General features: G+C 64.0%; 18 protein-coding genes. 2 read left to right on the top strand and 16 right to left on the bottom strand.

The annotated features are described in order from the left end of the window. Positions 1-52: 52 nt before the first annotated feature. The 3 genes from ACO076_RS07815 to ACO076_RS07805 all read right to left on the bottom strand — a co-directional run bounded on the left by ACO076_RS07815 (position 53) and on the right by ACO076_RS07805 (position 3,079). Complete coding sequence (locus ACO076_RS07815) at positions 53-829, bottom strand: FecR family protein (RefSeq protein ID WP_421726157.1); 777 nt, start codon at positions 827-829, stop codon at positions 53-55. Positions 830-838: 9 nt separating this feature from the next. Beyond that, entirely contained in the window at positions 839-2,143 is a 1,305-nt protein-coding gene (locus ACO076_RS07810; protein WP_421726156.1) for a surface lipoprotein assembly modifier, read from the bottom strand. A 141-nt stretch (positions 2,144-2,284) separates the two neighbouring features. Further along, positions 2,285-3,079, bottom strand: coding sequence for a hypothetical protein (locus ACO076_RS07805; protein ID WP_421726155.1), 795 nt, complete (start codon positions 3,077-3,079; stop codon positions 2,285-2,287). Positions 3,080-3,291: 212 nt separating this feature from the next. Here ACO076_RS07805 and ACO076_RS07800 point away from each other — a divergent pair, with 212 nt between their 5' ends. Next, positions 3,292-4,095: a DUF547 domain-containing protein gene (locus ACO076_RS07800; protein ID WP_421726154.1), complete on the top strand. Its 804-nt coding sequence runs from the start codon at positions 3,292-3,294 to the stop codon at positions 4,093-4,095. Positions 4,096-4,120: 25 nt separating this feature from the next. Here ACO076_RS07800 and ACO076_RS07795 read toward each other — a convergent pair whose 3' ends face one another. The 8 genes from ACO076_RS07795 to ACO076_RS07760 all read right to left on the bottom strand — a co-directional run bounded on the left by ACO076_RS07795 (position 4,121) and on the right by ACO076_RS07760 (position 16,113). Continuing rightward, positions 4,121-4,996, bottom strand: a complete 876-nt coding sequence (locus ACO076_RS07795; protein WP_421726153.1) for a 2-hydroxy-3-oxopropionate reductase — start codon at positions 4,994-4,996, stop codon at positions 4,121-4,123. 45 nt (positions 4,997-5,041) lie between these two features. After that, positions 5,042-7,147 carry a beta-galactosidase gene (locus ACO076_RS07790; RefSeq protein WP_421726152.1) on the bottom strand — a complete coding sequence of 702 codons (2,106 nt, stop codon included), beginning with the start codon at positions 7,145-7,147 and terminating at the stop codon, positions 5,042-5,044. Positions 7,148-7,249: 102 nt separating this feature from the next. After that, positions 7,250-8,026 (bottom strand): hydroxypyruvate isomerase, encoded by a 777-nt coding sequence (gene hyi, locus ACO076_RS07785; protein ID WP_421726151.1) that lies wholly within the window; start codon positions 8,024-8,026, stop codon positions 7,250-7,252. A gap of 11 nt (positions 8,027-8,037) precedes the next feature. Then, positions 8,038-9,789 (bottom strand): ABC transporter ATP-binding protein, encoded by a 1,752-nt coding sequence (locus tag ACO076_RS07780; protein WP_421726150.1) that lies wholly within the window; start codon positions 9,787-9,789, stop codon positions 8,038-8,040. Positions 9,790-9,793: 4 nt separating this feature from the next. After that, positions 9,794-10,963 carry an ABC transporter permease gene (locus ACO076_RS07775; protein ID WP_421726695.1) on the bottom strand — a complete coding sequence of 390 codons (1,170 nt, stop codon included), beginning with the start codon at positions 10,961-10,963 and terminating at the stop codon, positions 9,794-9,796. A 5-nt stretch (positions 10,964-10,968) separates the two neighbouring features. Further along, positions 10,969-11,955, bottom strand: a complete 987-nt coding sequence (locus ACO076_RS07770) for an ABC transporter permease (protein WP_421726149.1) — start codon at positions 11,953-11,955, stop codon at positions 10,969-10,971. 48 nt (positions 11,956-12,003) lie between these two features. Next, positions 12,004-14,112 (bottom strand): beta-galactosidase trimerization domain-containing protein, encoded by a 2,109-nt coding sequence (locus tag ACO076_RS07765; protein WP_421726148.1) that lies wholly within the window; start codon positions 14,110-14,112, stop codon positions 12,004-12,006. Positions 14,113-14,193: 81 nt separating this feature from the next. Beyond that, complete coding sequence (locus ACO076_RS07760; protein ID WP_421726147.1) at positions 14,194-16,113, bottom strand: ABC transporter substrate-binding protein; 1,920 nt, start codon at positions 16,111-16,113, stop codon at positions 14,194-14,196. 110 nt (positions 16,114-16,223) lie between these two features. Here ACO076_RS07760 and ACO076_RS07755 point away from each other — a divergent pair, with 110 nt between their 5' ends. Continuing rightward, entirely contained in the window at positions 16,224-17,258 is a 1,035-nt protein-coding gene (locus ACO076_RS07755) for a LacI family DNA-binding transcriptional regulator (protein WP_421726146.1), read from the top strand. A 25-nt stretch (positions 17,259-17,283) separates the two neighbouring features. Here the strand turns inward: ACO076_RS07755 and ACO076_RS07750 are convergent, their stop codons facing one another. The 5 genes from ACO076_RS07750 to ACO076_RS07730 form a co-directional block, all read right to left on the bottom strand. Further along, complete coding sequence (locus ACO076_RS07750) at positions 17,284-17,796, bottom strand: VOC family protein (RefSeq protein ID WP_421726145.1); 513 nt, start codon at positions 17,794-17,796, stop codon at positions 17,284-17,286. Between the two features lie 149 nt (positions 17,797-17,945). Continuing rightward, the gene (locus ACO076_RS07745) at positions 17,946-18,656 is read right to left on the bottom strand and encodes an FCD domain-containing protein (protein ID WP_421726144.1); all 711 of its coding nucleotides are present in this window, start codon (positions 18,654-18,656) and stop codon (positions 17,946-17,948) included. Positions 18,657-18,820: 164 nt separating this feature from the next. Beyond that, positions 18,821-19,666 (bottom strand): carbohydrate ABC transporter permease, encoded by an 846-nt coding sequence (locus ACO076_RS07740; RefSeq protein ID WP_421726143.1) that lies wholly within the window; start codon positions 19,664-19,666, stop codon positions 18,821-18,823. Between the two features lie 7 nt (positions 19,667-19,673). Beyond that, entirely contained in the window at positions 19,674-20,531 is an 858-nt protein-coding gene (locus ACO076_RS07735) for a carbohydrate ABC transporter permease (protein ID WP_421726694.1), read from the bottom strand. Between the two features lie 246 nt (positions 20,532-20,777). Next, positions 20,778-22,025 carry an ABC transporter substrate-binding protein gene (locus ACO076_RS07730; RefSeq protein WP_421726142.1) on the bottom strand — a complete coding sequence of 416 codons (1,248 nt, stop codon included), beginning with the start codon at positions 22,023-22,025 and terminating at the stop codon, positions 20,778-20,780. Positions 22,026-22,030: the final 5 nt, after the last annotated feature.

The raw sequence follows: 22,030 nt of genomic DNA, 5'->3' as shown, positions 1-22,030 counted from the left end.
CGCGCCTCGGTTGGTTGTTACGCTTCGGGCCGCCCGGCCGAAAACACCGCGCCTAGTTCGGGGGAGCTGGCGGCGGTGGTTCCGGTGTCTGTTCGAGAATGGTGTCGTCGAATGCCGATCTGGCGGTCGTCCTGCCGGTCTGGTTCGCCTTCCGCCCGGCGACAATGCCGCCGTCGCCACCCTTGGCGACGTCGTTGAGGGTCACCGACGTCACGTTGAACTCGACGGCGCCGGCAGCGCCGACCTCAACCGCCTGATTGATCCTCAACCGGAAGGAGCGGCGATCGACCCGCGAGGTGACCGTACAGTTCCCACCGGTGCACACGACCTTGGTGCAGTTATCCCGGGCGGCACCAGAGCGTGCCGTCGCCTCACACGAGGCATCGTGGGTGACCAACGCCGCCCCACCGCGCACGACCAAGGTGGCGACTGGGGTGTTGATGGTCGCGCCTTCGGTGTGGCTGATCTGGCCGCCGACGAAGCGAAGCGCTCCCCTCGTTAGGCTGGTGGCGAACGTGCCGCCGCTGGCGCCGGGGTCATAGACGAACTGGTCGATGACCAGATCGCTGTTCGGTCCGATGGTCATGGTCGACTTGTCGTTGAACATGACCTGGAGGGAGCCCGACCCGGTGGTCTGAATCCGCTCCCTGGAAACGATTTCGGTGCCGACCTGCAGCGTCCGGACGCTGCCGCCTGGCGGCGTGCCGGTGGACGACGGCCGCACGGCGGCAGCCGCACCGACGGTGTCAGCGTAAACCGCGCTCGACGTCAGGGCGAGGGCCGCCGCAAGGCCGACGCACACCATTCCGATGGTCTTTCGCTGGCGCATCGCTAACCTCTAGAATCTGCCTTGTGGCCCAACCACGACAGTCCAGTCTTCGTATTTGTCACGGTCAAGGTTGGATTTGTTCTTTGTATACTCCACGGCGACCCCGAGCGCCACGTTTTCCCGTACCGGGATTTCAAGGTCTCCGCCGACGCTCCACTGGCGATCCTTGCGCTTTGTCTTGAGGCCGGCGAATCGCTCGGTCGGTGCGATGCCGCGAAAATCCGTGTGGGCGTAGCTATAGAACGGCGTGACCGACCAGTTCTCGACGCCGAAGAGGTCGAAGCCGACCTCAAGGGCAATGGTGGCCCGATACTGATCGTAACTCTGGTAGCTCTTCCGTGCACGGTTCTCGTTATAGGCGATCCGCGACGACAGGTTGACGCTCTGCGCGAGCAGGGCGTTCATGTTGAGAGCATAGGTCGAGAGATCACCGGTCTGATCCCGCGCCGTCTCATAGTCGTCAGTGTTGTAGAAGGTCCGGTCCTTGTACTCGTATTGCGGCTCGACCCACCAGCCGTCGGAATAGGTGAAGCGCACCAACGCCCCGCCGCCATAGGCGGTCTGATACTCTTCGCCGCCCAGCATGATGGCCTGAACCAACCCGTATGGCTTGATCGACACCGTCCCGTCGGTCGATGCCAGACGCGGACCGGCGGTGAATTCGGCGAAACCGAGATCGAGGCGATCGATCTTCTCCTGGTCGGCGTAGTAGCCTGACAAGGCGGCCTCGAGGGTAACGTTGTCGTCGACCGGCACCGCCAGGCCGAGCGTCCCCAGAGCAAAGCTGTTCCAGTCCTCGACCGGTCCCTCGAACGGCAGCGGCTCGTTGAGGCCCAGCGCCACCGAGCCGCGATTGGCGTTGCTTTGATAGCGCGCGCCGACTTGGCCGAAGCCGCTCCAAGGCGACGGCCGCGTGGCGCGGTTCGCCTGTCGGAGCAGCGTCTCGGCCTCCTGGCGCTCCGCCGGCGTGATGCTGGCGAGGGCGAGCGCATCGGTCAGGTATCCGGCAGCTGCCGCGTAGGAATCGATTTGCGCATAGAGCCTGGCGGCTTCGAGCTGCAGGGCGGCGTTATCGGGATCGTAGAAGATCAGCCGTTCGACCGCGCCGATCGCCGCGTCGTAATCGTCGAGCTGAACGGCGATATCAATCAGGCGCCGGTTCAGCGCCTGGTTCGCCGGATCCGCGAGAAGCCTCTGGTAGACCGAATCGAGTTCCGATTGGAGCGCGGCCGAACCGACCTGCGCAGAGGAGGCGACCGGCTGCGAAAGCGCAAAAAACAGCGTTCCCCAAAAGAGGAAGCGTGGTCGCAGCATATGGTGCGGTCCCCAACCCGATACGATACTGACAGTCGGCGCCAATATGGCATAGCCGCCAGCGGTTAACCAGCCACGGCGCGGCTTAAATATCGTCCACAAATCAAGCGCGAACGCCGGTTTGGCCACCCCCAGCGGCGGTCAGGCGCAGTAGCTCGGAGGGACATCGAGCTGGGTGAATGTTTCCCCGAGCGCATCGCGGTAGGTCATGCGAAAAGCGACGCCATGATCGTTGAGGAAACGGATTTCCTGAGACCCTTCGCCACAGAACAAAGACCGAACCGAACGCATGATGAAGCCGTCGAACGCCGGGCGGTCAGCCTCGCGCATCGGCCGGGCGATCGTGTATCCAAGGTTGAGGGTCATGCCCTCCATATCGACGCTGGTCAGGGCGAACTCGGGGCCGGCTTCACGCGGCAGAGTCCCCTTGAGCCTTGCCGCGAAGTTGGCGAGGCGTGCCGCCACCTCACTCGCGGCGGCTTCGCCCACCGGTTCCTCCACATCCAGGCCGGAGTCGAGCGCCGGTGCTCCGGGCGCGGCCTCTTCGGTACCCCCCCAACCCATGGCGGCGAGCGCCCTGGAAGACGCGGTGTCGGCCAGGTGAACCATTGAGCGCATCGACGAATCGAGATCGCCGTCGTTGGAGAGAACCACCAACCCGCCGCCGCCGGCGACGGCACCGACGATGAACGACACCAACAGCGCGACGAATCCGAACCGTTTCGGTAGCCGGCGAGAATTGCGGCGTTCGTCGTCGAACCTGGGTAACTGGGGTTCGTCGTCATAGTCTTCGTCGGGCGGCAGCGCGTCGTCGCCCCGGCCCCTGCCCCAGATCGCCGAAACGATCGCCGAAATCAGAAGGAACACGAGCACGACCGCCACGGCAATGACGGTCACGACCAATAATGGGCTGTCCTGAAAGGTGACCCCGAACATGATCCCCGCTGATCCTGCGTGCGGTCGGGCCGATGTTAATCCAGCGCAATGGCGCGCGCCAGCGCCACACCACGGCCGGTGCTGACCGTTATCGCGCTTTGCCGCTGTCTCACAACGCTTTGAGTAGCAGGTGATCCACATCCGCGGGCAAGATGTCTCCCATGCGGCAAGGGCGAGCCGCGAAACGAATGGCTCGATCGGATACCTGAGACGTGACTCTTTCCCGCCGCGAAATCCTGTTTGGCGCCGCCGCGCTGGTCACCACGGCGTTGGCACCACGCTTCGCCCTGGCCGTTGACGATCCTCTGTCGATCTATGACAACCTGCTCGACCGCTATGTGGTGGTCGGCGACGATGGTGTCGCCCGCGTCCGCTACGCGGCGTGGAAGCGAAACGCCGACGATCTCGGACGGCTCAACGCGATCATCGCGGCGCTCTCGGATGAAGCGCCGTCGACGCTCCAGCCATCGGCGGCGTTCGCCTACTGGACCAACCTCTACAACACGCTGACCCTCAAGGTGGTGCTCGACGCCTATCCGGTCCGTTCGATCAAGAACATCAAAAGCACGGGAACCGGCTTCGACCTGAAGGCGTTCTCCGGGCCGTGGCGCACCAAACTGGTCGAAGTCGAAGGCGTGCCGATGTCGCTCGACGACATCGAACACGACACCATGCGCCCGACATTCCGCGATCCACGGGTCCACTATGCCGTCAACTGCGCGTCAATCGGCTGCCCGAACCTCAAGGGCACGGCGTGGCGGGCGGCGACGCTCGACGCCGATCTGAACGCTGCCGCGCGGGCCTATGTGAACCATCCCCGTGGCGTGACCATCCGGCGCGGGCGCTCGCTCCGGGTTTCCAGCCTCTATCGCTGGTTCAAGGAGGACTTCGGGTCGAGCGACGCCGGCGTTATCCGGCACATGCAGGGCTATGCCGACGAACCGCTGGCCTCTCAGCTCGGCGGCTTCTCGCGGATCGGCGGAACCGACTACGACTGGTCGCTGAACGATGCGTGACCACCCGATCGGCAACGATTGCCGATCAGTCCCCTTGTCCCGACAGGCGCGCCAGCGTCCGGATTAGGCCGGAGTGATCGAGGTCGCCGTCGCCGGCACCAAGCGCAGCGTTCATCAGCTGCTGGGTCAGTGCCGTGCCCGGAAGGCCGATTTCGAGCGCCCGTGCCGACTCGACCGCGAGGTTCATGTCCTTGTTGTGAAGCCGGATGCGGAAACCGGGATCGAAGGTCTCCTTGATCATCCGTTCGCCATGCACCTCGAGGATGCGTGACGACGCGAAGCCGCCCATCAGCGCCTCGCGCACCTTGGCCGGATCGGCGCCGGCGTTGCGAGCGAAGAGCAGAGCTTCGGCGACCGCCTCGATGGTGAGGCCGACGATGATCTGATTGGCGACCTTGGCCGTCTGGCCGTCGCCGATCCCGCCGACCCGAGTGATGGTTTTGCCCATCGTTTCGAACAGCGGTAGCGCCCGGGCGAAGTCGTCCTCCGAACCGCCGACCATAATGGTGAGTGCCGCGTTCTTCGCACCGACCTCGCCGCCGGACACCGGCGCGTCGAGGTAGCCGCAATTCTTGGCAGCGATGCGCGCGGCGAAGTCCTTGGTGGCGACCGGCGAGATCGAGCTCATGTCGATCACCAGCTTGCCCGGCGACAGAGCCTCTGCCACGCCGTTCGTCCCGAACAGCACCTCGTCGACGTCGGGCGTGTCCGGCACCATCAGGATCACCACATCGGCGGCGGTCGCCACCTCGGCCGGGGTCGCGCAGGCAGTGGCGCCCTGATCGACCAGAAACTGCGACACGGGTTTGACCCGGTTGACGAAAAGCTCGTGGCCTGCGGCAAGCAGATGCCCCGCCATCGGCCGCCCCATGACCCCCAGTCCGATGAAACCGATTTTCACGTCACACTCTCCTTGCAATCATCTGTGCCGGTCGGCCGGCCGGGTTTACGTCAATTCGACTACGAAGGCATCCCGCGGCGGCAGACTGAAGGTCTCGCCGTCGAAGGCAGCCCCGTCGCCGGCCCAGTGCACGGTGCCCGGCGTCACGGCGCCCCGGCCGAAGACCACGCGGCCCGACTGAGTCTGGCGCGTCGGGTTGAGGAACCACGCATAGGTGCGCCCGTCGCCCTCATGGATGCGCACCTGGATCAGCGGATTGTCGGCCCTGGCGTGCTGGGTCCGGCCGGTGAAGGCGAACATCCGGGCGAAGAACTGCCGGCCGGTTTCCGCTTCGTCACGATAGTAGCCGACCGACGGATGGGTGCCGATCAGCAACGTCCGTCCGTCCCCGTGTGTGTTCTCGACCATGGCGAGTCGCCCGTCGGTAAACGCCCCGCGGGCCTCACCGCTGGCCAGCGTATAGGACTGGAGGAAGCCGCCGCCGGTGAGCGTCAGCCCATCATGGGTGAAGCGAATCCGGTCGCCGATATCGGGCATGAACTCGACCTCGCTTTCGCGGGCGCCGAACAGCACGTCGAGACCGTTGTTGGGCTGCACGGTTCCCACCTTACCGCGATCGCCAAAATAGCCGGGGCAAGCTTCGGAGATCAGCGTGCCACCGGTTTCGACCCAGGCGGCCAGCCGCCGGGCATGTTCGCGGGTCAGCATGATCGGGTACGGGGCGTAGAGGGCGTCGTAGGAGTCCATGTCATCGATGTGAACCCAATCGGGCTGGAGACCATTGTCAAAGAAGCCGCGATAGGCGCCCCACATCGCCGCCGGATAGGTGTCGAACTGACCCTGATAGTTGAGGAGGTAGGCCCATTGCTGGGTCTCGGGCGCGATCAGAATACCGATGTCGCCACCGACGGGACGCGCCGCCATCACCGGCTTCTGCGCTTGGTCATTGGCCCATTTCGCCATGGCGCTCGCCATGTCTGACCGCGGTGTGCGCGAACCGTCCATACCGTAGGAACCGAAGGCGCCGAACAACGGGCCGTCGAGCAGCGGACGATAGCGCAGGTTCATGATGCCGCGGGCGCCGCCAGAGAACGACGTCATCGTCCAGACCCGGATGTCCTCGGGCTCGGCGACGCGGCCGTCCTCCTTGTCGCGACCGACCACTTGCGGCTGGATCCACAGCGGTCCACCCTGGCGTTCGGCGTGCCAGAACGGCTTGCCTCGCGACGCACAGCGGGTGAGATCGACGCCGTGAAAGTTGCGCCACGGCTGATTGCCCTTGCGCGCCGCGATCCAGGTGAAGCCGTAGGCCTCGACCTTGGAGGCCGCCAGCCAATCGTCGCAGCCGCGCGACGCCATGTCGGTGATCGCGCCGGACACGCCATGGGCGGCGATCAGGCAGTCCTGGTCGATCGCCCGGATCGTGTCGATCTTCCACTGCATCTGGTCGTAGTAGTCGTCGCGCTTGAAGGCGAGCCAGTCGAGGTTTTCGGGATAGGGTGCGGTCCGCGCCGGCGGCTCGATATCGTCCCACTCGGCGTAGGAATAGCGATACCAGGCGCGCGACAGCGTTTCGAGGTCGCCGTACTTGGCGCGCAGCCACTCGCGGTAGCGGGCTTTGGTGAACGGGTTGAAGTCAACGTCGGGCGAGTAGTTGCACTCGTTCCAGACGTCGTAGCCCCAGAACCCGGCGTGTCCCTTGTAGCGCTCGGCGAGCGCTACCATGAACTTGCGGGCCTGCTCGCGCACTTCCGGGCAGTTGAGCGTCAACGTGCCGGCGCCGCCGCTGTTGCCGGCGAAGCCGCCGGTCGCAGCCGACGGGCCCATCAGCGATGGCAGCGGCGTCCCGTCCCAGGTCATCTGCCGGCCGTGCGCGTATTTGCGCACCGCCCAGTCCGGCGCGGCGTGAAGCAGGATGGCAATGATCGTCTTAATACCGTTGTCCGCCGCCATGTCGAGCTGGCGATCGTATTCCTCCCAGTCGTAGGAGTCGGGCGCCCGCTCGATCGCGCTCCACATGAACCAGTACCGGAAGACGTTGAGGCCGTCTTCGGCGGCGATCCCGTAGTCGCGTTCCCAATCCTCGCGCGGCGGATTGGACTTGCGGAAATAGACCGCACCGAACGGTACTTGGGGGCCGGACTGTGGCATGAGTCATCCTTTCTTTCGACGATCGGAGCGGACGGACAGCGCGGTCCGCGGGGCAATTCGTTTGGGCCAAGGAGCCGGGCGGGAAGCGCCCGGCTCCAGTGGTCAGCGGTAGGGACGCATCCAGCTCAGGCCGGCGCTGGTGTCGGTTTGCGGCTTGTATTCGCAGCCGACGAAATCGTCGTAGCCGACGTCATCGATGGCAGCGAGCACGAAGGAATAGTTGATCTCGCCGGTCCCCGGCTCGTGTCGTCCCGGATTATCGGCGATCTGAATGTGGGCGATGCGGGGCGCCAGCCGCCGAAGGGTCTCGACCAGATCGCCCTGCATGACCTGGGCATGATAGACGTCGTATTGCAGAAACAGATTGGCGTGATCGACGCGCGCGAAGATGGCTTCCGCGTCGTCGGTGCGCGGGATGAAGAAGCCCGGAATGTCGCGGGTGTTGATCGGCTCAAGCACGAGCTTGATGCCGGCTGCGTCCAGCCGCTCGGCGGCGTAGCGCAGATTGGCAACCAGCGTTTCTTCAAGCACCGACCGTTCCACACCCTCCGGCGCGACACCAGAGAGGCAGTTGATCTTGGAGCACTTGAGCGCCAGCGCATAAGCGATCGCCGCGTCAACGCCGGCGCGGAATTCGTCGACCCGGTCCGGCAAGCAGGCGACACCGCGCTCGCCCCCAGCCCAGTCACCTGCCGGAAGATTGAACAGCGCTTGCGTCAAGCCGTGTTCGGCGAGCAGGCCGGCGAGGGTTTCGGCTGGAACCTCGTACGGGCTCATGTACTCGACCGCCCGAAAGCCATCCGCCGCCGCGGCGGCGAACCGATCGGTGAAGTCGAGGTCGGGATAGAGGAAGGAAAGGTTGGCGGAGAATTTCGGCACGTGATGGTTCCTTATGCGACGAAACGGGTGCGGTGGAGCATGCGCTTGTTACGCGGGTCGGGGTTGGGAACGGCGGAGATGAGGCTTTGGGTGTAGGGCTGTTGCGGCTCGGTGCAGATTTGCTCGGCCGATCCGATCTCGACGATCTTGCCTTTGTGCATCACCGCAACGCGCTGGCAGAAGTAGCGGACCACGGCGATGTCGTGTGAGATGAAGATGAAGCTGAGCCGTAGCCGCTCCTGGATGCCGAGGAGTAGGTCGAGGATTTGGGCGCGGATCGACACATCGAGGGCCGAAGTCGCCTCGTCGGCGATGATGATGCGGGGGTCGAGCGCCAGTGCCCTGGCGATGCCGATACGCTGCCGCTGACCGCCGGAGAACGCGTGCGGGAAACGCTCCATCGCCGCTGGATCGAGCCCGACCGTCTCCATCAATTCGCCGACCCGTTCCTCCAGCGCTTTGCCCTTGGCCCGACCGTTGACCAGCAGCGGCTCGCCGATGATCTGCTTGACCGTCATCCGCGGGTTCAGCGACGAGAAAGGGTCCTGGAAGATAAGGCGGACTTGGGCGTGGAACTTGCGCAGGTTTCGCTTGTCGAGATCGGTGACGTTAACTTCGTCCGCTGCGGCGTCGGGTCGGTAGATCACGTTGCCGGCGGTCGGGTCCATGATGCGCAGGATCAGCCGGCCGAGCGTTGTCTTACCCGATCCGCTTTCGCCAACGATGCCGAGGTTCTCGCCGTCCTCGAGATCGAAGCTGACATCGTCGACCGCCTTGAACGCGTGCCCCGGCGAGCCGAGCCACTGGCGGCCTGCGCCGAAAGCCTTGGTGAGACCGCGAACCGACAGCACCGCGCGCGGCGGCGATACGGGTTCGGAGGGATCGGCTGCGGACCCAACGTGCGCGTGGTGCTCAAGGCGCACCGTCGATTCTAGCAGACGCCGGGTATAGGGATGAGACGGGCGATAGAAGATATCGTCGACCGAACCCTGCTCGACGATCTCCCCATAGCGCATCACCGCGACCCGATCGGCGACCTCGGCGACAACGCCGAGGTCGTGGGTGATCAGGAGCATCGCCATGCCCCGCGACATCTGGAGCCGCTTGATCAGGTCGAGGATCTCAGCCTGGGTGGTGACATCGAGGGCGGTGGTCGGCTCGTCGGCGATGAGGATGTCAGGATCGCAGGCGAGCGCCATGGCGATCATCGCCCGCTGGCGCATGCCGCCGGAGAACTCGAACGTGTAGCGCTTCACCATGTTCTCCGGATCGGCGATCTCGACCTGGCGGAGCAGTTCGACGGTCTCCCGCAACGCCGCGCGCTTGTCCATGTGACGGTGGAGGCGCAACGCCTCGACGATCTGCGAACCGATGGTGTGGACCGGCGACAGCGAGCTCATCGGCTCCTGGAAGACGAGACCGATGCGGCCGCCGCGAACGTCGCGTATCTGGCGGCTGTCTTCGCCAAGCGCGGTCAGGTCGAGCGGCTCCGGGCCCGTCTTCAGGATGATGCGCCCGCCGGTGACCCGCGCTTCCTTGTCGATGATCCGCAGCAGCGCCCGGGCGGTCACGCTCTTGCCCGAGCCGCTTTCGCCAACTAGGCAGAACGTGCCGCCGCGGTGGAGGTCGAAGCTGACATTGCGGACGGCGTGAAGGATGTGAGTCCTGAGGTGAAAGTCGATGCTGAGGTTCTCGACGGTCAGCACGGTGTCGCCCGCGTCGGGGACGCTGCCATCGGGGCCGGGGGCAATCCGATCCTGCATCGCCTTATTGCCCGTACGGGTCGGCGGCGTCGCGCATGCCGTCGCCGAGGAAATTGAAGGAGAGCACGGCGCTGACCACGGCGGCCGCCGGCCAGATCAGGAGCCACGGCGCGGTCGCAACCGTTCGAATGTTCCTGGCGTCCTGCAACAGAACGCCCCATGAGACCACCGGGGGCTTCAGCCCTATGCCAAGGAAGGACAGTGCGGTTTCCGCGACGATCATGATCGGTAGGGCCAGCGTCACCACGGCGAGGATGTGGCTGGTCAGCGACGGCAGGATGTGGCGGAAGATGATGCGCGGCTCGCTCGAACCGTCGAGGCGCGCGGCAGTGACGAAGTCCTCGCCCCGCAGCGAATAGAACCGCCCCCGCACCTCGCGTGCCAGCCCGGTCCAGGCGAGCAGCGAGACGATCAGGGTGATGATGAAATAGACCTGGAGGGGCGACCAGGTGAGCGGCACCGCCGCGGCAAGCCCGAGCCACAGCGGGATGGTCGGCATCGACGAGATGATCTCGATGATCCGCTGCACCACGACATCGACCCAGCCGCCGTAGTAGCCGGCGAGCGCGCCGAGGACGATGCCGAGCAGCAGCGACATGGCGACGCCAACCAGGCCGATCGACAGCGACACCCGCGTGCCATAGATCAGCCGCGTCAAGAGATCGCGACCGAGCTTGTCAGCGCCCAACAGGTAAGCGGGCTCATTGGCGTTGACCGGCCCGAACAGGTGGACGTTCATCGGGATGAGGTTCCAGAGCTTGTACGCGGGTCCCTCGACGAACATCCCGATCGGGATGATCTTGTCCGGATCTTCGGTGAAGATGCGCCGCAGCGATTCCTGATCGATCTCGACTTGGTAGCCTTTGACGTGTGGCAGGAACCGAGATTCGCCGTCCTCGTCGGTGACGAAGAAGGCGAGGCTCTGCGGGGGCGCATAGCTGAACTGCGGCCGAGCGGTCTCCGGCAGCGATGGGGCCAGGAACTCGGCGAACAGGCCGATCAGGTAGAACACGACGATGACGATGCCGGCGGCGACCGCGACCTTGTTGCGGACGAATTTGTGCCAGATCAGGGTCCACTGCCCGGCCGCCGCGATCGAGCGGGTCTCGCCGCCGGGCTTCAGCGGGCTGATCGCGGGTCCGGGATCGTCCAGCTCGTCGGCCGGCAGCGGCATCGACATCAGTTGAACCTTATCCGCGGGTCGAGCAGCGCTAGCAGCAGATCGGAGATCAGCATGCCGATCAGCGTCAGCGCGCCGAGGAGCAGGATGAAGCTGCCGGCGAGGTACATATCCTGGGACACTAGGGCCTGGAGAAGCAGCGGTCCCGCCGCCGGGAGATTAAGCACGATCGCGGTGATGGTGATGCCCGAGATCAGCTCCGGCAGCACCCAGCCGATCGCCGAAACGAAGGGGTTCAGCGCAATCCGCACCGGATATTTCAGCACAACCTTGTATTCCGGCAGGCCCTTGGCGCGGGCAGTGAGCACGTAGGGCTTGCTCAACTCGTCGGTGAGGTTGGCCCGCAGGATCCGGATCAGCGCGGCGGTACCGGCGGTGCCGATGACGACCACCGGAATCCAGAGGTGGGCGAGCATGTCGAGGAACTTGTCCCACGACCACGGCGCGTTGACATACTCCGGCGAATAGAGGCCGCCGACGCTCTGACCGAGATAGCGGTAGGTCAGGTACATCAGCGTCAGGGCGAGGATGAAGTTGGGGATCGCGAGCCCGATGAAACCGAGCAGCGTAAAGACGTGATCGCCGATCGAATGACGGCGGACCGCCGAATAGATGCCGATCGGCAGCGAAACCGCCCAAACGAACAACAGCGACAGAATAGAGATCGACAGGGTCGGTCCCATCCGGTCCCAGATCAGATCGGCGACCGGCCGGTTCCACTCGAACGACCAGCCGAAATCGCCACGGAAGAGGATGCCGCCGATCCATTTGAAGTACTGGATGTAGACCGGGTCATCGAGACCGTAAGCGGCACGCAGGCGCGCGATCTCGGTTTCGTTGGCGACCTGACCGGCGTCCTGCATCGCCGCGATCACCGCGGTCAGGTAGTCGCCCGGCGGAAGCTGGATGATGACGAACGCGATGATCGACATCCCGAACAGCGTCGGGATCATGTAGAGGATGCGTTTGATGAAGTAGCGGAGCATCCCGACGGTCTCGGCTAATCGACCATGGTCGTCCCGACGGTCAGGGGATCACGCCCACGCAAAATGCACAACCTCCAACAACTCGAACGACGGCACATCGACGATCGCATAAGCGTCGTCCACAACCACCGGCCTTGTCGAGTCGGCAACGAGCAGGCGCGCCTGCGCAACACGCCGGCCCTCGGGCAGACGGATCCGCACCCTTTGCGGACCGCTCGGATAGAGCGACCGCACCGGTCCCTTCATCATCATCGGATTGGTGAGATTGAACAGAGAGACCGCCAGCCCGTCCGCGCTCTTGCGAACGGCAATATCGAGAACACCACCACCGTCGACGACGACGCGCGGCTCCTCACCAAGCGCCCAGCGGACTGCGTTGCCGATCAGTCGGCCATGGTCGGCCGTCAACACGTCCCAGAACACCGCGCCGATGTTAAAGGGGACATAGACGACCCGTCCGCCTTGCGGCGTTTCGCGGGCAACCACCGCCGGGGCATGCGGCTCCTCGCGCGGATAGACCTCCTCCATCGGCAGGTCAGGGAAGTCCGGAATGGTGAGGAACGGTGAGATCGTCCCCGGAGCGGCGACGACGTCGAGCGTTGCGGTCCCGCCCATGATCCGGCGTGCGTCGCCGAAGCCTTCGTTAACCGGGTGCGCGCCGCCAAGCGCGATGTAAGTGTTGCGCAACCCTTCGCGGGTCCGCCCTTGTCGGGTGACGCCGAACACGTCGGCAAGGCCGAGTTCGGCGCGCGGCTCACCGTTCTCGTCGCTGGCGGAGGTCTCGTAGGCGGCCACCATGCTGCCGCCGCGCTCCACATACGCCCGCAGCGCCTGGCACTGTGCGTCGGACAGGCATGGCGCGTTGGGGATCACCAGGACTTTGAACGCGTCGAGCCGGGCCGGATCAAGCGTCGTGTCGGAGATCATCTCGAACGGCAGTCGGGCCTCGACGAGGGCGTGATAGAAACCAAGGTCGTGATGCTCGGCGGCGCGCAGAGTCTCCCGCGCCTGATGCCGCAACGTGGTCGCCGGATCGACAACGGCGATGTCGGCTGTCGGCGTCATCGCCGAACAGACCGGCTCGATCGCCTCATCGATCGCGAAAACATCGATCACCGGCTCCACCCAGCGAGTGTCCGGCACGACGCCGTTAAACTTGGTAAACCACGGGCGCAGGCCGTGCGTCGTCCCGTTGGCGATCCAGCTCTGGATCTCCGGGCCGGTGGTGACCGCATCCTTCCAGCGGTGGACATCCTCCGGTCCGATCGAGGCGATCTGGACGACTGGTCGATCCGGGAACGAGGCACGCATTCGCTTGCCGTTGCGGCCAGATGTCCAGACCGGCTCGGTTCCCCGCCGCCCTTGATGATCGACCACCAGGAAGGGGCAGTACGCCTCGATGATGTCGAGGTCGAACTCCATCAGCGAGGCGCCGCTCATGTTGGGGATGAAGCGAACGTGCGGGCGCGCGGCCTTGGCGACCTCGTCCCAGTCGACGATGATCTGACTGAGCACCTGGCGCCGCCAGGCGACCCAGCTCTGCCACACCGGATCGTCGGGATCGGTGGTGCGCGGAAGCTCCTTGCCGCTGAACGCGCCAAACCGACTCTTGCAGGTTTCGCAGTAGCAGATGCCATGCCCCTGCCAGCGGTTGGCGAAGACCGCGTCGATGTCATAGTTGGCGGCGATTTCGGCAACCACCTGCGGCATGAACTTGGCGTTGTAGTCGCCATAGGCGCAGGTCACCCACACATCCGGATAGGCCCAATGCCGACGCGGCGCGCCGCTGGCATCACAGGCAACCCATTCGGGATGGGCGTCGGCCGCGTCCTGATGAATGGCGTGGGGATCGACCCGGGCCATGACGTGCATGCCGAGGTCCCGGGCACCGGCAACGAGATCGCCGAACGGATCGCTGTCGCCGAGATACTTGGAGACGTAGTGGAGCGGTACCTTGCTCGGATAATACGCGATGTACCCACCGGCGCTGAGGCATGTGGCGTTGGACCGGGTTCGCTTGAAAATGTCGATCCAGAAGTCCGGATCGAACTTGACGGGATCGTCCTCGGCGAGCGTCAGCTGGGTCCAGCGCGTGGCGGTCTTGTACCAGTCGGCTGCGCGCAGCCGCCGGTCGTCGGTCGAAACCGGAATGTCCATGTCTTTGATCTCGTCGTCGCCGTCTTGCTCTGTCCTTCCCGCCGGCTCTGGACGAACCGGCGGGAAGCATGCTGCCTGAAGTCAGCCTTTGAAGAACTGCTCCGGGCGGGAGGGAGCCGGCGTCGGCCAGCCGAACGAGTTCGGCATCACATCCATGGTGTTGACCATGTCGTTCTTGATGACGCCGTAGCCGTCCGGCGGCAGGCTGACGCCGAACACCAGGAACTGATCGGCCGCATTGTTGAGGAGCTCGATCATCATCTCTCGCTGCTTGGCCGGATCGCCGGTCGACAGCAGCGTGCGGTAGAGCTCCTGCTGGGCCTTGACCTCCTCGGGCGGCTCGATCGCCTCCGGATTGTCCGGGTCGCCGTAGTATTGCGCCCAGCCAGGTGCATACATGGCGTTGGCGTTGAACGGCACGAAGTAGCGCGCGTCAAGGATCGCCGCGATGCCGGCGTTGGCGCCGAACTGATGCGCGGTGGCGTCGTACTCACGCCCCTGCCGGACGCGGGTCTCCCACAGCGACCGATCCATGGTGCGGATTTGGGCGTCGATCCCAACCTCACGGAACATCGGCAGCGCGAGCTGGAACATGTCGACGAAGGTCGTGCGCGCTTGATCGATCTCGAAGATGATCGTCACCCGGCGGCCTTCCGAATCGAGGCGATAGCCTTCGTCGTCCTTCTCCGGCAGCAACGCGTCGAGGAGTTCGTTGGCCTTCGCCGGATCGAACTCCGTGTGCTGCTTGGCGAGGCGCTCGACGTAGAGCGGATCGCCCTCGACGATCGACGGCTGAGCCGGCGAGCCCTGCCCAACAAACACCCCGTCGATCAACGCCTGCCGATCCACCGAATGGGACAGCGCCTCGCGGAAGCTGCGTTCATTGAACAGCGCATTCTTGACCGGGTCGGGATGGTTCAGATTGAGCTGGAAAACCATCACGTTGGCGGCGGTGTTCTTGAGCGTATAGAAGCCGAAGTCGCCGGCCTCCTGCCCGTCGAAAAGAACCGGCTTGTTGACCGGCGTGCCGATGTACTGGTCCATCATGTCGACTTCGCCCTGGAGGGTCTTCAACAGGAGAACCTCCGGGTCGTTGACGATCTGATAGACGACCCGATCGAAGTAGGGCAGCTGGGTGCCTTCGGTGTCGATCTTGAAATAGTACGGGTTCCGCACCGCGATCGCCTGCTCGGTGTTCTCGCCGGGGGCGACCTCGAAGTCCCACGCCGCCAATGTCGGACGGCGGGAGTTCAGGAAGAACTCGTTGGCACCGGGTCCGAACTCGCGCTGAAACAAAGCGACCCAGCTATCGAGGCCCTGCTCCTGCGCCAGCTCATTGGCTTGCGGGTTGTAGTCGATGTGGAACTGCTTGAGGTAATGGGCCGGCGTGCGCACGATCTGATCGTTGTCGGCCCAGGCAAGCTGCTGGATGAAGACACCGTTCGGTTCCTTGAAGGTCACCTTGAACGTGTGATCGTCGATGATCTCGAGCGCGCCGAGCTCACCACCGGAGTTCCAGAAGTTCAGGCTGCCGGCCGCGATGTTGTCGTTGAGGACGACATCCTCGTACCAGAAGCGCACGTCCTCGGTGGTGAACGGTTCGCCGTCCGACCATTTGTGCCCTTCGCGCAGATGGAACGTGTATTCGCGAGAGTCGTCGCTGACCTCCCACGACTCGGCGACGTTGGGTTCGACGCCGGACCAGTCGGGCGTGAACCGGACCATCGGGTCATAGCCCTGGTAACGCACCAGCATCGACAGTCCGCCGGTACCCATCAGGGCGTGGTTCCAGTCGCCGCCCTGCTGCCCGGCCCGCTCGGTCGGGGTGATGACCAACGGGTTTGCCGGCAGCCGTTCGGCGATCGGCGGCAGGTCACCGCTGTCGACGAGCGGCTGTAGTGAGGTTGATTCCTGAGGTTCGACGGCGAAAGCCGACATAGACAGGGTGGCGGCCGCGACCAATGCGCCGACCGTCCACGCCCCGCGCGAAGCGAACAACATGACTCCTCCCGTTATCGCTTTTTGTGGCGAACAACTTAGCTTGATACTCTTGATTTGTTATGTAAAGCGTTATGTTCTCGTTAGGGAAAACGGCGCCGCCGGGAGGGGCGATGACAACCAAACGGGTCACGATGCAGATGCTGGCGGAGGCCACCGGGCTTTCGAAGTTTGCCGTATCGCGCGCGTTGTCGGACAAGCCCGGGGTCAGCGAGGCGACGCGTAAGCGTGTCCACGCGGCGGCAACGGAGCTCGGCTACCGGAAGCCAACGCCTGCCCACCGCCGCACCATCGGTCTCCTGTTCGACGACGTCCACGGCATCAACAGCGAGCTTCAGATCCAGTTGCAGAGCGGGGCGCGGCGTGAAGCGGAGCGGCTCGGCTTCGACCTGCGAGTTCACTGGACCTCTCACCGCCACGAATACATGGGCATGTTCGCCGACTGCGTCGGACTGATCGTGTCCGGCGTCGACGAAATCGAAAGCGTCAAGAAAGCCAGGTCGATGGGCATCCCGGTCGTCCGGCTCGGCTTCTGTGCGACAAATGAGGACGTGGACATGGTGGGTGGCGCCGGACACGAGGCCGGTGCCGCCGTCGCCGAATACCTGCTCGGGTTCGGGCACCGCGAGATCGCTTATGTTCACGGACCGCCTACCTTCAGGGGACGCTTCACCCGCTTCTATGGGCTGCAGCAGGCGCTGGAGGAGATCGGCGGGTGTACCCTGCACCACCTGACTTGGACCCACGACAACACCTTCCGTCAGGTCCTCGAGCAACGCCTCGACGGCGGCGCTTGGCCGACCGCCTACTTCTGCTCCCACGACGGTTTGGCGGTAACCGTGGTGTCGGAACTTCTGTCCCGGGGGCTGAAGATCCCCGACGATGTCTCGGTGATGGGTTTCGGCGATTTCGCCGCCGCGACGCAGGTCTCCCCGCCGCTCACCACCGTCCGGGTCAACGGCGAGGAGGAGGGTGCGACTGCCGTCAAGCTGCTGCGCGAACGCATAAGCGGCGAGCGGGCGTGGGCGTTTCCCATGCGCCTGAGAGTCCTCAACACACTGATCGAGCGCGACACGGTGGGGCCGCGGAAGCAGCTTGCGCGGCCCACGGCCAAGCCGGGACGACCGCGCCGCCGTGCGGCACGATGAAAGCGCTCCCGCTCGGTAGGTCGGATCACTGACGCGCGTCGTTGAGCGCCTCGCGATGCGCCTGCATGTGCTCGTACTGGTGCGAATAGACTTCGACCACATTGCCGAACGGATCGGCGCAGTAACACATACGGTATTCGGGGTGCGGCGGCCGTTCCCGCCAGAACTTTGAGAGCTGCTTCCCGCCGGTCTCGACGATCCGGGCGACGAGCCCTTCCACGTCGGGGTCGGTGACGCAGATATGGAAGAAGCCGTTCCGCCAGAACTCGACCATGTCGTCCCGCCTTTCGATCTTGGGATCGACCGGCTCGAACAGCTCGAGGCCGACACCGTTCGCCGAACTCATATGAGCAATCCGGAGGTGCTTCAGCTTTTCGCCGAGCACGTCCATGGTCTGGGCGCCGTTGGGATCGTCGGGCCGCAGGTCGAACGGCCCGGCCACCAGGCCGAAACCCATGACATCGCGATACCAGTCGATCGCCGCCTCGATATCCGGGACGACAGCACCGATGTGGTTGACTGCAACGGGTCTCGGCATGGCACTCACCTTTCGTGGATGTCTCGGCGTTCGCGCAAACGCCGAGGCGGTCGCCGACTGCTTTAGTTAGCGAAGACGAAGGCGCGTTGTTCACAAGATGAAAAATGTTCGATCCGGATATGCCGGCGGATGAGCGTCGATCGATCGTCTCAGTCGAATGTCCCGCTCACCAGGTCCCAGGCATCGGCGAGATGGGCCACCAGCGCGTCTTCGGCCGCATCTGGATCGCGCTCGAGGATCGCGGTGTAGATCGCCTCATGGGCACGGTAATTGTGTTGGTTGTCCTCGGGCGATCGCCGCATCCGCTCCCAGTGCGGTGCGAGCCATGACACGAACCCTTCATGCACCGCCGGAAAGATCGGATTGCCGGGTACCTTGTAGAAGACACGGTGAAACGCGGTGTCGGTCCGGTAGAAGTCATCCGAACTCGGGATCGCCGCATGGTTTTCGGCAAGCGCGCGTTTCAGTTCGCCGATGTTCGTCTTCGAGGCGTGCATCGCCGCCTCGCGGACAAGGCCGCGCTCGATGAACACCCGGGTCTGGTAGAGGTTCTCGACTCCGGTCGGATGGTTCAGGAGCTTGCGGATGATCGGCCCGGTGGTGTCGATGACCGTCTCGTAGCCGACCCGGCGGACGATCGGCCGGTACCGTGGCCGCGTTTCGATCAGACCACGGTTGGCGAGTGCGGTGATCGCTTCGCGTACGACGGTGCGGCTCGCGCCGAACTCCTCCATCAGCACCCGCTCGGGCGGCAGCGGCGCGGAATCGGCGAGCGTTCCTTCGGAAATCCGCCGCTCGATCGTCGTCACGATATGGTCGGCCGCGCGGCTGTCGCCCGACCCGTTCCGTCTTTCGCGCAAGAGGGTCTCCCGGTTGCTGAGGCGACGGCCGTTGCCTGCCGACGCCTCGTTGTCAGGTTTCCTTATCCGCTTTCGACCCACGGAAACAGGGCTGACCCGACGTCGATCCGCAAGCAAGCCAGTGCCGGCCGCGCGCTCGGGCGAATGGTCCGTTAGCGAAAGGATCAAACCTTCACCGAGCCGGCGGTCATCCCGGCGAGGAAGTACCGCTGGGCAATGAGATAGAGAAGCAGCAGCGGCAAGGACCCCAACACGCTCATCGCCATCATCTCGTTCCATTCGAACGCGTGCTGCCCCATCAGTAACTGGATACCGATCGGCACGGTTCTGAGGTCGGTCGATTTGGTCAGCGTGAGTGCGAACAGGAACTCGTTCCAGGAGAGCAGGAAGGTATAGACCGACGTGGCAACAATGCCGGGGATCGAGACCGGCACGATCACCCGCCAGAGCGCCGTCCAGCTCGATCCGCCATCGACGAGCACCGCCTCGTCGAGTTCCTTGGGCAGCGTGTTGAGATACCCGGTCATCAGCAGGATCGCATAGGGCAGCGTGAAGACCATGTAGGTCAGGATCAGCGCCAGGTAGGTGTCGAAAATCCCGAACGCGACCACCATGCCGAAGTAGGGAATGATCAGGGTGATCGGCGGCACGGTCTGGGTGCTGATCACCAGGAGGTTGGCGACTTTCTTCAGCCGGAACTCATAGCGGCTGAACGCGTAGGCGGCGAGCGTGGCGACGATCAGCGTCAGGAACGTCACGACACCGGCAACGAAGTAGGAGTTGATGAAGAACCGGATCTTCACCGGATCGCTGAAGATCGCTTCGTAAGCGGTCAGCGTAAACACATCCGGCAAGATCCGCGGCGGCAGCGAAAAGATTTCGGTGTTCGATTTCAGCGAACTGAAGAACATCCACAGGATTGGAAAACCGGCGAACACCAGCCCGGCGGCAAGGCCGAGATAGACGAACAGGGTCGTGGAATCGAACTTCCAGGCGCGGCGCTGTCTCATGGCCTGATCACTGACTGGCTTTCTGATGCTTGATGTAGAAGTAGGTCATGCTCATCGAGAGGATGAAGATGATCACCGCGCTTGCCGAGGCGAGCGAGAACTCGAAGCGGGTGAAGCCCATCTTGTAGGTGTAGATGCTCATCATCTCGGTCGCGTGGATCGGGCCGCCGCCGGTGGTCATCCACACCAGCGGGAACACCTGCATCGTCCAGATGAAGTCGAGCAGCGCGATGCTGACCATGATCGGCACAAGCTGCGGCAGCGTGATGTGCCACAGCTTCTGGGCCTCATTAGCGCCGTCGATGCTCGCGGCTTCGTAGAGCTCGTCCGGGATACCCTGAAGGCCCGCGAGCAGCGTGACCATGTAGAGCGGGTAGCCGGCCCAGATGTTGACGAAGGTCAGCGCGTGGATGGCGGTATCCGGTGACGAGAACCATTCGACCTTGAAGTCGATGACGTTCAGCGTCATCAGGATCGCGTTAACGACGCCATTCGGATCGAGGATCAGGCGCCAGATGATCGCGATGATCACGGCAGTGAACAGCCAGGGCAGGATGTAGAGCACCCTGAGGATGCTCCGAAGTGTCGGGTTGACCCGCCGCGAATTGAGCAGGAGGGCAAACGACAGACCGAGGATGAGGTGGAAGACCACGCTCATGACCGTGAAGTAGAGCGTGTTGCCGATCGACAGACGGAAGACCGGATCGGCGAAAATCTGCTGGAAGTTCTGTAGGCCGACGAAGGTCGGATTGGGGCTGAGGATCGCCCCGTCCATCACCGAGTAGCGAAACACCATCGCCATCGGGAACAGCATCAGCAGGAAGAACAGCGCGATAGCCGGGGCGATGTAGAGATACGGCCGCATCGCCTTGCTGTTCAGGCGGCCTCCGAAGAAGATGCGCGCGACACCTGCCGGAGATGACGAGCGGGTCACGAAGTTCACCATTGCGCCACCCTCCAAACGCTGGGCGACATGTCCTGCCGAGGCCTCATTCTAGCAAGCGGCGGCGATTGCGTAGACGTCGCGAAGCCTAACATCGACAAATGAAGAGCGACGCACCAGCCGGCGCGCCGCTCGAACGTCGGGTTTCTGCACAGTCAGCGGAAAAACCTAGAACTCCGCTTCCCACTTGGTCTGCGCCTTGGCAGCGGCTTCAGCGGCCGTCTGATTGCCGTCGAGCATCTGCTGAACCTCGACACCCAACTGACGCATGAGTTCCTCGGCCACCGGCAGGCCGACGAACTCGTTGGCGAGATAACCGTTCTGGAAGATCTCGAACGCGGTCGCGAACAGCTCGTCGGTGGTCACGAAATCAGGCTCGGCGTTGACGTTGCCCGGGAACGCGTTGGCGATCGATACCAGCTTGGCGTTCACTTCCGGGCTCATCAGATACGAGACGAGCTTGAACGCTTCTTCCTTATGCTCGCTGTTCTCGGCGATGCCGATCCCCCAGGAGGCATAGGGCAGCCCACGCGCGCCGTCGTAGCCGTCGACGGCGGGCACCGCGGTGATGGCGAAGTTGAGGTCCGGATTGCGGTCGCGGATGAGATTGATGTGCGCCAACGAGTCGACCATCATCGCGACGCGGCCGTTGACGAATTCCTCGACCTTGTCCTGCTCCTTCTTGGCGAAGGCGCCAGGCGAGATCAGGCCCTCATCGTACATGGACTGGACGAACTCCAGCGTTCCGACCACGTCTTGGTTGGTGAGATCGGGCTGGCCGTCCTTCAGCATGCTCTTGCCCGACGCCCAGACCCACGACATCACGTCGTTCTGGATGCCGTTCGGCGCCTGCAACGACAGCGGCAGGACCCAGCCATACTGGTTCTTCGATTCGTCGGTGAGCTTCCGCGCGGCGTCGACGAACTCGCTGCGTGTCGTCGGTATCGTGTCGACGCCTGATTCCTCGAGCAGGTCGACGTTCATGAACACCGGATAGACGAACGAAGCCACCGGGAACATGTAACTGTTGCCGTTAAGGCTGATGATCGCGGCGACCTGATCGGAATCGAAATCGGACGCTTGCATCAGCGGGTCCATCGCGGCGATGGCGTTCTGCTTGGCGAGGTCGTTCACCCACGCCCCGTCGAGACCGACCACGTCGCTCAGCGTCCCGGACGCTGCGCCGATGACGATCTGATCGCGGGTGGCGGCGTACGGGCCGCTGACCAGTTCGACGGTGATACCCGGGTTCTGCGCTTCGAAATCATCCATGATCTCGCGCAACGCACCGGCCGGAAGCTCCGGCTCCCACCACTGGATGAACTCGAGATTCGCCTCAGCCGCGGCGCCGGTCGCGGTGAGCGCAAGCGCAACAGCCGTCGACTTCAACAGCAGCACAGTTTTTCGGAACGTCATATCTT

The sequence above is a fragment of the Bauldia sp. genome (genome assembly GCF_965232525.1).
Taxonomy (GTDB): Bacteria; Pseudomonadota; Alphaproteobacteria; order Rhizobiales; family Kaistiaceae; genus Bauldia.
Note: the sequence above shows the minus strand (reverse complement) of the source record. Positions and strands in the feature narration are given on the sequence as shown.

What these genes read in the sequence shown, in the direction of transcription:
- ACO076_RS07815 (WP_421726157.1), bottom strand. Translation starts at nt 829, where the DNA reads ATGCGCCAGCGAAAGACCATCGGAATGGTGTGCGTCGGCCTTGCGGCG.
- ACO076_RS07810 (WP_421726156.1), bottom strand. Translation starts at nt 2,143, where the DNA reads ATGCTGCGACCACGCTTCCTCTTTTGGGGAACGCTGTTTTTTGCGCTT.
- ACO076_RS07805 (WP_421726155.1), bottom strand. Translation starts at nt 3,079, where the DNA reads ATGTTCGGGGTCACCTTTCAGGACAGCCCATTATTGGTCGTGACCGTC.
- ACO076_RS07790 (WP_421726152.1), bottom strand. Translation starts at nt 7,147, where the DNA reads ATGCCACAGTCCGGCCCCCAAGTACCGTTCGGTGCGGTCTATTTCCGC.
- ACO076_RS07780 (WP_421726150.1), bottom strand. Translation starts at nt 9,789, where the DNA reads ATGCAGGATCGGATTGCCCCCGGCCCCGATGGCAGCGTCCCCGACGCG.
- ACO076_RS07775 (WP_421726695.1), bottom strand. Translation starts at nt 10,963, where the DNA reads ATGCCGCTGCCGGCCGACGAGCTGGACGATCCCGGACCCGCGATCAGC.
- ACO076_RS07770 (WP_421726149.1), bottom strand. Translation starts at nt 11,955, where the DNA reads ATGCTCCGCTACTTCATCAAACGCATCCTCTACATGATCCCGACGCTG.
- ACO076_RS07765 (WP_421726148.1), bottom strand. Translation starts at nt 14,112, where the DNA reads ATGGACATTCCGGTTTCGACCGACGACCGGCGGCTGCGCGCAGCCGAC.
- ACO076_RS07760 (WP_421726147.1), bottom strand. Translation starts at nt 16,113, where the DNA reads ATGTTGTTCGCTTCGCGCGGGGCGTGGACGGTCGGCGCATTGGTCGCG.
- ACO076_RS07755 (WP_421726146.1), top strand. Translation starts at nt 16,224, where the DNA reads ATGACAACCAAACGGGTCACGATGCAGATGCTGGCGGAGGCCACCGGG.
- ACO076_RS07750 (WP_421726145.1), bottom strand. Translation starts at nt 17,796, where the DNA reads ATGCCGAGACCCGTTGCAGTCAACCACATCGGTGCTGTCGTCCCGGAT.
- ACO076_RS07740 (WP_421726143.1), bottom strand. Translation starts at nt 19,666, where the DNA reads ATGAGACAGCGCCGCGCCTGGAAGTTCGATTCCACGACCCTGTTCGTC.
- ACO076_RS07735 (WP_421726694.1), bottom strand. Translation starts at nt 20,531, where the DNA reads ATGCGGCCGTATCTCTACATCGCCCCGGCTATCGCGCTGTTCTTCCTG.
- ACO076_RS07730 (WP_421726142.1), bottom strand. Translation starts at nt 22,025, where the DNA reads ATGACGTTCCGAAAAACTGTGCTGCTGTTGAAGTCGACGGCTGTTGCG.